Annotated in this window: 12 protein-coding genes; 4 read left to right on the top strand and 8 right to left on the bottom strand. The window is 60.1% G+C overall.

Annotated elements, in window-relative coordinates; genetic code table 11:
* Positions 1-70: 70 nt before the first annotated feature.
* Both QF039_RS27660 and QF039_RS27655 read right to left on the bottom strand, forming a co-directional pair.
* A complete protein-coding gene (locus QF039_RS27660; protein ID WP_307521713.1) occupies positions 71-1,153 on the bottom strand; it encodes a SagB/ThcOx family dehydrogenase in 1,083 nt (360 codons plus the stop codon).
* 387 nt (positions 1,154-1,540) lie between these two features.
* Positions 1,541-2,737 (bottom strand): class I SAM-dependent rRNA methyltransferase, encoded by a 1,197-nt coding sequence (locus QF039_RS27655; RefSeq protein WP_242153282.1) that lies wholly within the window; start codon positions 2,735-2,737, stop codon positions 1,541-1,543.
* A gap of 313 nt (positions 2,738-3,050) precedes the next feature.
* Between QF039_RS27655 and QF039_RS27650 the strand changes: the two genes are divergently transcribed.
* A complete protein-coding gene (locus QF039_RS27650; RefSeq protein WP_173882995.1) occupies positions 3,051-3,863 on the top strand; it encodes an HDOD domain-containing protein in 813 nt (270 codons plus the stop codon).
* Between the two features lie 21 nt (positions 3,864-3,884).
* Positions 3,885-4,697, top strand: a complete 813-nt coding sequence (mutM, locus tag QF039_RS27645) for a bifunctional DNA-formamidopyrimidine glycosylase/DNA-(apurinic or apyrimidinic site) lyase (RefSeq protein WP_008438968.1) — start codon at positions 3,885-3,887, stop codon at positions 4,695-4,697.
* Between the two features lie 133 nt (positions 4,698-4,830).
* Here the strand turns inward: mutM and QF039_RS27640 are convergent, their stop codons facing one another.
* The 5 genes from QF039_RS27640 to QF039_RS27620 all read right to left on the bottom strand — a co-directional run bounded on the left by QF039_RS27640 (position 4,831) and on the right by QF039_RS27620 (position 9,490).
* The gene (locus tag QF039_RS27640) at positions 4,831-5,082 is read right to left on the bottom strand and encodes a YfhL family 4Fe-4S dicluster ferredoxin (protein WP_003213796.1); all 252 of its coding nucleotides are present in this window, start codon (positions 5,080-5,082) and stop codon (positions 4,831-4,833) included.
* 183 nt (positions 5,083-5,265) lie between these two features.
* The gene (gene coaD / locus QF039_RS27635; protein WP_307521710.1) at positions 5,266-5,745 is read right to left on the bottom strand and encodes a pantetheine-phosphate adenylyltransferase; all 480 of its coding nucleotides are present in this window, start codon (positions 5,743-5,745) and stop codon (positions 5,266-5,268) included.
* 114 nt (positions 5,746-5,859) lie between these two features.
* Positions 5,860-7,455 carry a GMC family oxidoreductase gene (locus QF039_RS27630; protein ID WP_307521708.1) on the bottom strand — a complete coding sequence of 532 codons (1,596 nt, stop codon included), beginning with the start codon at positions 7,453-7,455 and terminating at the stop codon, positions 5,860-5,862.
* 33 nt (positions 7,456-7,488) lie between these two features.
* Entirely contained in the window at positions 7,489-8,034 is a 546-nt protein-coding gene (locus QF039_RS27625) for a twin-arginine translocation pathway signal protein (protein WP_087693254.1), read from the bottom strand.
* Between the two features lie 28 nt (positions 8,035-8,062).
* Positions 8,063-9,490 carry a coniferyl aldehyde dehydrogenase gene (locus QF039_RS27620; protein ID WP_307521705.1) on the bottom strand — a complete coding sequence of 476 codons (1,428 nt, stop codon included), beginning with the start codon at positions 9,488-9,490 and terminating at the stop codon, positions 8,063-8,065.
* A gap of 146 nt (positions 9,491-9,636) precedes the next feature.
* Here QF039_RS27620 and QF039_RS27615 point away from each other — a divergent pair, with 146 nt between their 5' ends.
* Both QF039_RS27615 and QF039_RS27610 read left to right on the top strand, forming a co-directional pair.
* Positions 9,637-10,308 carry a TetR/AcrR family transcriptional regulator gene (locus QF039_RS27615; RefSeq protein WP_003213791.1) on the top strand — a complete coding sequence of 224 codons (672 nt, stop codon included), beginning with the start codon at positions 9,637-9,639 and terminating at the stop codon, positions 10,306-10,308.
* 39 nt (positions 10,309-10,347) lie between these two features.
* The gene (locus tag QF039_RS27610; protein ID WP_087693253.1) at positions 10,348-11,202 is read left to right on the top strand and encodes a sulfurtransferase; all 855 of its coding nucleotides are present in this window, start codon (positions 10,348-10,350) and stop codon (positions 11,200-11,202) included.
* Between the two features lie 47 nt (positions 11,203-11,249).
* Here the strand turns inward: QF039_RS27610 and QF039_RS27605 are convergent, their stop codons facing one another.
* Complete coding sequence (locus QF039_RS27605; protein ID WP_087693252.1) at positions 11,250-12,245, bottom strand: hydrolase; 996 nt, start codon at positions 12,243-12,245, stop codon at positions 11,250-11,252.
* Between the last annotated feature and the right edge of the window lie 77 nt (positions 12,246-12,322).

Here is a 12,322-nt window from a genome sequence, read left to right as displayed (position 1 = left end):
GAATTCAATCAATAAAGGTGGAGTCATTCTCTTCCAAGGGCATGCTGTAAAAGGCTGCATCGCCAAGGCCTCAATCAGTACTCAAAAGCTTTTCGAATTCATCGCTGAAAATCTGACCGTCGCTGTAACCGGCGCCTACGAAAAGAACCAACTGCTCTTTAAGGTCCTGTATGCCAAGGGCTTTCTCGATCTTGGTGTCGTTGAGAGCGGAGGAAATCCAAGTGTTAAGCCCCATGGCGGTTGAAATGAGCTGAGCTGTTTGTGAGATGTGGCCGGCTTCTATCAGGGCAACTCGGTAGGCTCTGGAGTGTGGGTACTTCCACCACAGTTTGTCGAATCGTGATGTAATGAAAATACCAAAGGGAAGATTGTCGATGAAGTGCTGGCCGTTAAGGTAGTTTCCAAGAGGCTCTTGTAGTCGACGAATCAGCCTGAGTGCGTGTAACTCCGGGTGGTAATAATAAAGTCCGGGATTTACGCCTCTTATGTTGTACGCATACACATAACCTTCGCTGGAGCTTAATCCACCACCTGACGGGCTGCTTCGTCTAGCGCGGAAAGAGGGGGGCGTTAAATGTGAGGTGTCTTGCAGGCGTTCTTTTAAGTGCCCTAGAGACAGGTAGAGCAGCGTACTCAGGTCTTCTAAAGAAATGCTTTTGTTTAAATAGGTGCGGCAGGTTTTTCGCTTAATTAACGTGTGTTGCAGTAACGGGTATGTTCTGAGAGATTCGTTTGGTGAGGGTTGCGGCAGACTGATAAAGTCTTCTGATTGGAGATGGGCGAACCGATTCGAGTCAGGAGGACTCTTGCGCATAACGCCCTGGCAGTGGGCCAAATAATGAGCTGCCCAACTGACGCTGTCTGTAGGTTGATCAGCGTCTGATAAGTCTTTTGTACCGATGTGGAATATCCTCGACAAGTCATCCCACCCCCACTGGTTATCTAACGTTGGCGCACCTTGTTGAATAATTGCATGGTGAGTGAACGTCGAGTCGATCTCAAACTCAGGGTTATAAAGCGAAAGGTCGTATATTAGTTCTAGCAGTCGCTGCGAGTGCGCGCGATCTAATTCAAATTGCTCATGAGTTTTGTAGTTCCAGATGATCAGATGTTGTGATTTGGTTAAGAAAAATAAGTTGGGATTTATGTGCATTGTTTTCTTCCCGTTCTTAGGGCTGGGTTGGCGTACAACCCAGCTTGTCATCAACGACTTATTTAGGCATTCCAATCAATGCGAATGCTGCCAGTGCTTTTGACTCAAGAACGATTGCCTTCATATCAGCTCTCCATTTCATTAAGTTAAATGGCTGTCACACAAAATGATTGTGACAGAAACTAGGCTAGGCGCTGGTTTTAGATTTATCTAGTCAGGAGGCGTAGGAGGATTCTGCTGGCGTTGTAGTATGTTTTTGCTGTAACGATGAAGCTATATGTGGTTTTTGACGTTGTACAAGAAATTAAAAAGTTTGCTTTTATTTGAAGGCGCGGCTTTGTGAATTGATGCTGCCCGGAGCCAGTCGGGCAGCATCGCGGGAATAACTTAGCTATTCGGCAACAACCGGCAAGTAATGCTCTTGATATACCGGGTCTCGGCAATCGCCGGGTGCACCGGGTGGTCCGGGCCCTGGCCGCCGCGTTCCAGCATCTGGATGTTGCGATCCAGGTGACGGGCGCTGGTCAGCAGGATGTTTTGCAGGTCGTCTTCCGGCAAGTGCATCGAGCACGAAGCGCTGACCAGGATGCCGTCCTTGCTGAGCAGGCGCATGGCTTGCTCGTTCAGGCGGCGGTAGGCGCCTTCGCCGTTCTTCATGTCTTTCTTGCGCTTGATGAAGGCAGGCGGGTCGGCCACGATTACGTCGAAACGCTCTTCGCTGGCTTTCAGCTCTTTGAGGGCTTCGAACACGTCGCCTTCGATGCAGGTCATTTTCTCGGCAACGCCGTTCAGTGCCGCGTTGCGCTCCACGCCGTCGAGGGCGAAGGCGGAGGCGTCGACGCAGAACACTTCACTGGCACCGAAGGCGGCCGCTTGCACGCCCCAGCCGCCGATGTAGCTGTACAGGTCGAGTACGCGTTTGCCTTTGGCATACGGGGCCAGGCGGGCGCGGTTCATGCGGTGGTCGTAGAACCAGCCGGTCTTCTGGCCCTGGATCACCGGCGCTTCGAACTTCACGCCGTTTTCTTCCAGTGCCACCCACTCCGGCACCAGGCCGAACACGGTTTCGACGTAGCGGTTGAGGCCTTCGGCATCACGCGCGGCGGAGTCGTTCTTGAACAGGATGCCGCTTGGCTTGAGCACTTGGGTCAGTGCGGCAATCACGTCTTCCTTGTGGGCTTCCATGGTCGCCGAAGCGATCTGCACCACCAGGATGTCGCCGAAACGGTCGACCACCAGGCCTGGCAACAAGTCGGAATCGCCGTACACCAGGCGGTAGAACGGCTTGTCGAACAGGCGGTCACGCAGGGACAGGGCGACGTTGATGCGGTGCACCAGCAGCGACTTGTCCAGCGGCAACTTGATGTCGCGGGACAGCAGGCGGGCGCAGATCAGGTTGTTCGGGCTCATGGCCACGATGCCGAGGGTCTTGCCGCCGGCTGCTTCCAGGATCGCCTGGTCGCCTGCCTGGAAGCCGTGAAGAGGTGTGGCGGTCACATCGATTTCGTTGCTGTAGACCCACAGGTGGCCGTTGCGCAAACGACGATCGGCGTTGGCTTTGAGACGCAGGCTTGGCAGGGACATGACGTCGCTCCGGAAAAAAGAGCGGGAGTATACCGTGTTGTGCAGTACTTGGCGGTGCCGCCGGACATGTGGGTTGTGATGTCCCTGTGGGAGCTGGCTTGCCTGCGATAGCATCACCTCGGTTATCTGAAAGACCGAGCCGTCTGCATCGCAGGCAAGCCCGCTCCCACATTCGGTCCGGTTTCAGTTCGGGTTTTTGAGGTGTCAGCCCGGTTGCCATAAAGGTTAGAATCGCCGCCTAGTCCAGAGTGTGCCCCCTATGTCCCAAGAGCTATCCGCCGAACAGATCCAACAGAGCCTCCAAGGCATCAGCGTGCCGCCTCAACCGCAAATCATGGTGGATTTGCAGATGGAGCAGTACATGCCCGATCCGGACCTGGAAGTGATCGCCCGGTTGATCGCCCAGGACCCGGGCCTCTCCGGCTCGCTGCTGAAGATCGTCAATTCGCCGTATTACGGTCTGAGCAACAAGATCGTCTCGATCCAGCGCGCGGTGAACCTGCTGGGCAGCCGCTCCATCGTCAACCTGATCAACGCGCAGTCGATCAAGGGCGAGATGAGCGACGACACCATCGTCACCCTCAACCGTTTCTGGGACACCGCCCAGGACGTGGCCATGACCTGCCTGGCCCTGGCCAAGCGCACCGGCAGCCAGGCGGTCGATGAAGCCTACGCATTGGGGCTGTTCCACGATTGTGGCGTGCCGTTGATGCTCAAGCGTTTCCCGAACTACATGAGTGTGCTGGAAGAGGCCTATGCCAACGCCGGCCCGGAGTGCCGTGTGGTCGACACCGAGAACCAGGCGTTCAACACCAACCATGCCGTGGTGGGTTACTACACCGCCAAATCCTGGCGCCTGCCGGAACATGTGACCGATGCCATCGCCAATCACCACAATGCCCTGGCGATTTTCAGCGACGAGTCCAACCACAAGCCGCAGCTGAAAAACCTGCTGGCGATCCTGAAAATGGCCGAGCACATTTGTGCGTCGTACCGCGTGCTGGGCAACCAGGTGGATGACCATGAGTGGAACGCCATCGGCCCGCTGGTGCTGGACCATATCGGCCTGTCGGACTACGACTTCGAGAGTTTGAAGTTGTCGATCCGCGAGCTGGGCGCGCACTAACCCTTTTTCCAAGAGGTACACATGCCCGAGTTACCGGAAGTCGAAACCACCCGGCGCGGAATTGCGCCGCACCTGGAAGGCCAGCGGGTCAGCCGTGTGGTGGTGCGTGAGCGGCGCCTGCGCTGGCCGATCCCGGAAGACCTGGATGTGCGGCTGTCCGGGCAACGCATCGTGCTGGTGGAGCGGCGGGCCAAGTATTTGTTGATCAATGCCGAGGTCGGCACGCTGATCAGCCACTTGGGGATGTCGGGCAACCTGCGCCTGGTGGAAGCCGGCAGCCCGGCGGCCAAGCATGAGCATGTGGATATAGAACTGGAGTCGGGCCTGGCCCTGCGCTACACCGACCCGCGACGCTTTGGCGCGATGCTCTGGAGCCTCGACCCACTGAACCACGAGCTGCTGATCCGCCTGGGGCCGGAGCCGTTGACCGACCTGTTCGACGGCGAGCGGCTATTCCAGCTGTCCCGTGGACGCTCGATGGCGGTGAAGCCGTTCATCATGGACAACGCGGTGGTGGTGGGCGTGGGCAATATCTATGCGACGGAAGCGCTGTTTGCCGCCGGGATTGATCCGCGTCGGGAAGCCAAGGGCATTTCCCGTGGGCGTTACCTGAAGCTGGCGATCGAGATCAAGCGCATCCTGGCGGCGGCCATCGAGCGCGGCGGCACCACGCTGCGGGACTTTATCGGCGGCGACGGGCAGCCGGGGTATTTCCAGCAGGAATTGTTCGTCTATGGCCGTGGTGGCGAGGCGTGCAAGGTCTGTGGGACCGAATTGCGCAACGTGATGCTGGGGCAGCGGGCGAGTGTGTTTTGCCCGAAGTGTCAGAGCTGACAATTTGTGGTGCTGCTGATGGCCTATTCGCGAGCAAGCCCGCTCCCACATTCGACCGAGTTCCACCTTTGGAATGCAGTCGAATGTGGGAGCGGGCTTGCTCGCGAAGGGGCTTAATGAAGCGCCAAGGGACTTAGGCCTTCCCGGTAATCAACCGGTACTTCTCCATCAGTTGCTCTTCCGTTTCCGGATGAGCCTCGTCCAGCGGAATGCAATCCACCGGGCAAACCTGCTGGCACTGGGGTTCGTCGTAGTGGCCGACACACTGGGTGCACAGGTTGGGGTCGATCACATAGATCTCTTCACCCTGGGAAATGGCAGCGTTCGGGCACTCGGGTTCGCAGACGTCGCAGTTGATGCAATCGTCGGTGATGATCAGGGACATGGAAACTCCTGCCAGGGCTGTCAGCCAAGGCATCTGAAAACTAATGCGCGCAATTGTGCCGCATTGGCGCCCGCAGTGCGAGTCACAGCGATGGACAGTAGGAGCCGGCTTGCCGGCGATGGCGATGGGGCAGTTGCACCGTGGCGCCTGGATCGCTGGCAAGCCAGCTCCTACTGTCCGGGATTATTTCTTGAATCGCAGGGTGAGAGCATCCGCCACAGCCGGGTGCACGAACTTGGTGATATCCCCGCCCAACGCCGCGATTTCCCGGACCAACGTCGAGGAAATGAACGAATAACGTTCCGAAGGCGTAAGAAACAGGCTTTCCACGTCCGGCGCCAGTTGGCGGTTCATGTTGGCCAGCTGGAATTCGTATTCGAAGTCCGACACCGCCCGCAGGCCGCGCAGGAACACATTGGCGTTCTGTTCCTTGGCGAAGTGCGCCAGCAGCGTCGAGAAGCCGACCACTTCAACGTTGGGCAGATGCTTGGTGACCTCACGGGCCAGCTCCACGCGCTGTTCCAGGGGAAACAGCGGGTTTTTCTTGGAGCTGGCAGCGACCGCGATAATCACATGGTCGAACAAGCGCGAGGCGCGTTCGACCAGATCGCCATGGCCCTTGGTGATTGGGTCGAAGGTACCTGGGTACAACACTCGGTTCATCGCGTCGTCCTGGCGGAGTCCGTTGGGGAACCGGATGGTATCGCAGCCATCCCGGTCGGCCAAGTCAACTTATTCAGAAGAAAGCACTATAGACACCGCGAATACCCGGTTTTTTCAGGCCGTTTTCAGACGTTCGGCCAATGCCGTCGCCAGTTGCGCCGTCAATCCATACACCGATAACTGCGGGTTAGCGCCAATGCTGGTGGGGAATAGCGAGCCATCGTGGATCGACAAGTTGCGCAGTTGATGATGGCGCCCCAGGCTGTCGGCCACGGCGTTTTTCGGTTCTTCCCCCATCGCGCAACCGCCCATTACATGAGCGCTGCCGAGCCGGGTTCGGTGCAATTCGAGGTTCAACCCGTCGATCATGCTGCGGGCTTCAGCCAAGGTGTTCACGTAGCGCGCATCGCCGTGCAGCGGCATCACCGACTTGGCGCCGCCGGCAAACTGAATCTCCGCCATGCTGTGGAATGCCCGGCGCAGGCCGTCCCAGGCGTAGGGCGAAACCTGATAATCGAGCACCGGTGTGCCATCGCCGCGTAATTCGACTGTGCCACCCGGGCTGTCGGGGTGGAAGCCGTCCCGCAGCAGCGCAAGCATGGCGTGGGTTTTCGGCAGTTGACCCATGTCCAGCGCGTTCTGCGTGCCGTAGCCGCCGAGCAAGGTGCTGGCCAGGCCCGGATGCAGTGGCGGTACTTCGAGCTTGTAGGACATTTTGCCGGTAGTGCCGTCCTGCCATTGGAAGTGATCGGAATAAATCGACTGCGGCGCGCCGTAGAACGGGTTGATCACCTCGTCGAACAACCCGGCGGAAAAATTCACCAGGTGTAAAAAGGTTCGCTTGCCCAGGCGCGAGTGGGGATCGGGTGCGTCCGAGCGCAGCAGCAGCGCCGGGCTGTTGATGCCGCCGCCGGCCAGTACGTAATGCTTGGCTTTGACTGTGATCTTGCGGCCTGTGGGTGCCACGCAATACTGATCCATGGCCACGCATTCGAGGCTGGTGATGGTGTCGCCGCTGAACTTCAGGCGTTCGGCACGGGCCAGGTACAGCAGCTCGCCGCCTTTCTCCAGGGTGGACGGAATGGTGGTCACCAGCATTGATTGCTTGGCGTTGACCGGGCAACCCATGCCGCAATACCCCAGGTTGAAACAGCCGCGCACATTGCGCGGGATCACGTGCCAGCTGTATCCAAGCTTTTCGCAGCCCTTGCGGATCACGTCATTGTTGGCATTCGGTGGCATGGCCCAAGGCGCGATGCCCAGGCGTTGTTCCATTTTTTCGAACCAGGGCGCCATTTCGGCGCTGCTGTGGCCCTTGACCGCGTACTCGCTGGCCCAGTGGGCGAGGGTCGGGTCCGGGGTGCGGAAGCTGGAGGTCCAGTTGATCAGCGTGGTGCCGCCGACCGCGCGGCCCTGCAGGATGGTGATAGCGCCGTCCTTGCTCATGCGGCCGATGCCTTCCTGATAGAGGCTGGCGTAGGCCTCGTCTTCCAGCAGCTTGAAGTCGTTGCTGGTCTTCAGCGGGCCTTCTTCGATCAGCAGCACCTTGTAGCCGGCGGCGCTGAGGATTTCGGCGGTGGTGCCGCCGCCGGCGCCGCTGCCGATGATCGCGACGTCGGCTTCCAGGGTCAGGTCCTGGTCGAGGGCGGTGCCATTGTGGGTCTTCCAGCCGCGGGCCATGCCATCGCGGAACAGATCAGGTACGGGCATCAGGGTCGTCTCTTGTTTTTATCGGGATGCAGATCAGATTTTCGGTGGGCCGGGGTAGCCGCAATGCGCCCAGGACTCGGGGCGGAAATACCAGGCCATGATCACCAGCTTGAGCAACGAGCCCTGGCCCATGCGCAGCAGGTTCAGGTAGCTGTTTTCCCAACGGTGCAGGAAGTTGCGGATCTGTTCGCCGCTGGCGTTTTCCCAGCTGCCCCACACCCCGGTCAGCGGCCCACGGGTGACGGCCATGCCCAAGACGTCGAACAATTGCTGGGTCAGCTTGAACATCTCGGGCGACAGGTGTTGCAGGCTGAAGTCGAGCTTTTTCAGGGTGTCGTCGATGCCGGCCACCACTACCTCGGCGCTGGCCACGCCCTCCAGCAGCACCGGAATCACTGCCCGCAAAAACGGCAGGTCACTGCTGCGCAACATCGCAAAGCCGCTGGCCGGGGTGCTGCTGGAGCAGCCGCTGAGGCTGGCGCCCAGCCCGGCGGTGGCCAGGAAGGCGCTGGCGCACAGGCCGAGTTTCAAGACGCCGCGCCGTGACAGCGCGGGTGATTCAGTCAGGCTAGGGTTCATTCTTATTGTTATCCCGGTGATGGGTTTGTTAGCGGACGAACAGCTTCTGGATCAACTTCTGGATGGATTTGCCATAGGGCGGGTAAATCAGCTTGGCCGCGTTCAGGCGTTGCTTGATCAGCACGCCCTTGGCCTTGCTGAAGGTCAGGAAACCTTCATGGCCGTGGTAATGGCCCATGCCCGACGGGCCGATGCCGCCGAAGGGCATGTCGTCCTGGGCTACGTGCAGCAACGTGTCGTTCAGGCACACGCCGCCGGAATGGGTTTCGTGCAGTACGCGGTTCTGTTCCGCCTTGTTGTAGCCGAAGTAATACAGCGCCAGTGGGCGAGGGCGCTGATTGATGTAGGCAAAGGCCTGGTCGAGGCCGCGATACGGCACGATCGGCAGCACCGGGCCGAAGATTTCGTCCTGCATCACGGTCATCTCGTCGCTGACATTCAGCAGCAGGCTGTGGGCCATGCGGCGGTCCTGGCCCTGGTCGTACAGCGGGACCAGGGTGGCACCCTTGTCGGTGGCGTCTTTCACGTAGCCGTTGAGCCGGGCCAACTGTCGTTCGTTGATGATGGCGGTGTAGTCCGGGTTGTCGGCCAGGGTCGGATAGAACCCGCGAACCGCCTTGCTGTAGGCCTCGACGAAGCCGTCTACACGGTCTTCCGGCACCAGCACGTAGTCTGGCGCCACGCAGGTTTGCCCGGCATTCAGCGCCTTGCCGAAGGCGATGCGTTCGGCGGCGTCCTTGAGCGGCACGTCGGCGGAAACAATCGCCGGTGATTTGCCGCCCAGTTCCAGGGTGACCGGCGTCAGGTGTTCGGCCGCCGCGCGCATCACGTGCTTGCCGATGCTGGTGGCGCCGGTGAACAGCAGGTGGTCGAAGCGCAGCTTGGAAAACGCCATGCCCACTTCAGCCTCGCCGAGCACCACGCACACCAGGTCCTCGGGGAAGATCTTCGCCAGCAGCGTCTTGAGCAACTGGCCGGTGGCGGGGGTGGATTCGCTGAGCTTGAGCATCACCCGGTTGCCGGCCGCCAATGCACCCACCAGCGGGCCGATGGCCAGGTACAACGGGTAGTTCCAGGGCACGATCACCCCGACCACACCCAGGGGTTGATAGATGACCTTGGCGGACGCGGGCTGGAAGGCAATGCCTACAGCGCGGCGGGAAGGTTTCATCCAACCCTTGAGGTGTTTGCTGGCGTAGTGAATGCCATGCAGGCTGGGCATCAGTTCGGCGAACAGGGTTTCGTCGGCGCTGCGGTGGCTGAAATCACGGCTGATGGCGTTGATCAGCGCCTGGCGCTCGTCACTCAACAGCTCGCGCAAGGCCTTGAGCCATTGCTGGCGCTGGGCGGCCGGCGGCATCGGGTTGGCGGCGTAGGCCCGACGTTGGGCGTCGAACAGTTCCTGGAGTTGGTCCAGCGCCTGGGAATCTTGCAGGTAGGCAACGTTGGCAGACATGGCGAAGTTCCCGATTGTTATTGGAATGCTTCAGTTTTTAGAGTCATTGCTCTAAATTGTCAAATAACATTGCACAACGTGCCGATTTATCCGGACAAGGATAGTCCGTAAGATGCCGCCATCACGGGTCTAGAAGTTGATTTCCCATGGCACCACGAGTAAAGACCAGCGAGCGCATTGTGCAAACCAGCCTGGAGCTGTTTAACCAGCAGGGCGAGCGCAGTGTCAGCACCAACCATATCGCTGCCCATATGGAAATTTCCCCGGGCAACCTGTACTACCACTTCCCCAACAAGCAGGCGATTATCGCAGTGCTGTTTCGTGAGTACGAAGCGTTGGTGGACAGCTTCCTGCGCCCGCCCCAGGGCCGTGCGGTGACCGTGGAAGACAAGCGCTTCTACCTGCAGGCGGTGCTGGCCGGCATGTGGCGCTACCGCTTCCTGCACCGTGACCTCGAACACCTGCTGGAAAGCGACCCGGAGCTGGCCACCGGCTACCGGCGGTTCTCCCAGCGCTGCCTGATCCAGGGCGCAGCCATCTACCAGGGGTTTGTCGATGCCGGCATCCTGAACATGGACCCGGTGCAAACCGAAGCCCTGACCCTCAACGCCTGGATCATCCTCACCTCATGGGTGCGCTTCCTGTGCACCACCAATGAAAAGTCCACGCACCTGAGCGCTGAGGCCATCAAGCGCGGTGTGTACCAGGTGCTGGTGCTGGAAGCCGGGTTTATCACCCCCAAGGCCAAGGACGCGGTGGATGCACTGTTCAAAGAGTTTTACGTGCCGTTGAATCAGGCGCTGGAAGAAGTGAAGTAGGATGTTTCCCGAACGCTAACCTAGCCACAGGAGTCAGTCATGCCGCTTGCCCAACTGATCAGCCCCCAGCAACTGGCCGAGCGCCAGAAGTCCGGCGGGCTGGTGATCCTCGATTGCCGCTTTGCCCTGGAAGACCCGGACTACGGCCTGTGCAGCTACGCCGAAGGGCATATCGAAGGGGCGCAGTATGCCGACCTGGAGCGCCACCTCAGCGGGCCGATAATCAAGGGCGTGACCGGTCGCCATCCGCTGCCGGCGCCGGATGCGTTTATCCGGCAACTGCGGGCATGGGGCGTTAACGCCGACAGCGATATCGTTTTGTATGACGACGGCCCCGGTGCCTATGCCGCCCGTGCCTGGTGGCTGCTGGCCTGGCTGGGCAAGCGCGACGGCGTGTTCATCCTCGATGGCGGCCTGAAAGCCTGGCACGCGGCGGGCTTCCCGTTGAGCCTGGATGCGCCGGTGATCGAGCCCGGCACCTTCAGCGGCACGCCGGACAACCACTTGCAACTGGACGCCGAACACCTGCAGAAACGCCTTGGCCAGCCCGGCCTGACCCTGATAGACGCCCGCGCCCAGCCGCGTTTTCGTGGTGAAGTGGAGCCTATCGACCCGGTTGCCGGGCATATCCCCGGCGCGCAATGTGCCGCATTCAATGAAAACCTGGGCAGCGACGGCCGTTTCCTGCCGGCGGACCAGCTCAAGCAACGCTTCGCCGCCAAGCTGCAAGACCGCTCGCCGGATGACCTGGTGGCCTACTGCGGCTCCGGCGTGACTGCCTGCCACAACCTGTTTGCGCTGTGCCTGGCGGGTTACCCGTTGGGCAAGTTGTACGCGGGGTCGTGGAGCGAGTGGATCACTGATCCAAAGCGGGAAGTTGCAACAGGCGACTGAGGTCTGCCTGACCCGGTCTGATCCAAAGTGTGGGAGCCCCCACATTTTTATCGGCGTTGTGTCAGTAGCCACTCCGGGATTCGCCGTTCCAGGTAGTAAGTTGGCTGTTTCAGTGAACCGTCCACAAACCCGACATGCCCGCCCTTGGCCAGCAGTTCGAACTCGGTGCAATCCGACAGTTCGCTGGCCTCGGGCAGGCTGTGGGCGAACACGAACGGGTCGTCCGCGGCCTGGATGATCAGGGTTGGTGTGCGAATGCCCCCGAGGTAATAGCGGCTGGAGGCGCGGCGGTAGTAGTCCTCGGCACTGAGGAACCCGTGCAGCGGCGCGGTAACGCGGCCGTCAAAGTCCCAGAACGTGCGCATCTTCTCCAGCGAGCCCAGGTCGGCGAGGGTTTTCAGGCCTGCCTCGCGGCCATCCTTGAGAAACCGGCTTTGTTTGACGCGGATATAGGCCAGCATTTCGCGCATGAAATGCTTCTGATAAACCCGAGAAAAGCCCAGGCCAATGCGATCGGCGCACTGATCCAGGCGAAACGGTACCGACACGGCTGCCGCACCTTGCAGCCCGCAGGCTTCGCCGGTTTCGCCCAAGTACTTGAGCAGCACATTCCCGCCCAGTGAATACCCCACCGCATACAGCGGCGCCAACGGGCGCTTGGCCCGCAGGTGAGCGATGGTTTCGGCCAGGTCTTCACTGGCGCCGGAATGGTAGCTGCGGGCAAGCAGGTTGGGTTCGCCGGAGCAGCCACGCCAGTTCAGCGCGACGCTGGCCCAGCCTTGGGTTGCGAGGGCTTTTTGCAGGCCGGCGACGTAAGGGGAGTTGGACGAGCCGGTCAGCCCGTGCAGTACCAGCACCAGCGGGGTGGTTGCGTCATGGGGCCCATGCCAGTCGAGGTCGAGAAAATCGCCGTCTGCCAGCCACAGCCGTTCGCGCTGGCGTTCGATGTGCGTGGTTTTGCGCCACAGCGGTCCCCACAACGTTTGCAGGTGCGGGTTGCCGAGGCCGAAGGCGGGGGAGAAGCGGTCGAGGGGCGGAGTCATGAAATTCTCGGTGCCGAATGGGCTTGCTCCAATCATTGTAGGAGCGAGCTTGCTCGCGAAAAACTCAAGATCACCGC

It is taken from the genome of Pseudomonas sp. W2I6 (assembly GCF_030815935.1).
In the GTDB taxonomy this organism is placed as follows: domain Bacteria; phylum Pseudomonadota; class Gammaproteobacteria; order Pseudomonadales; family Pseudomonadaceae; genus Aquipseudomonas.
The sequence above is the reverse complement of the archived record's forward strand: the minus strand, read 5'-3'. Positions and strand labels throughout refer to the sequence as shown.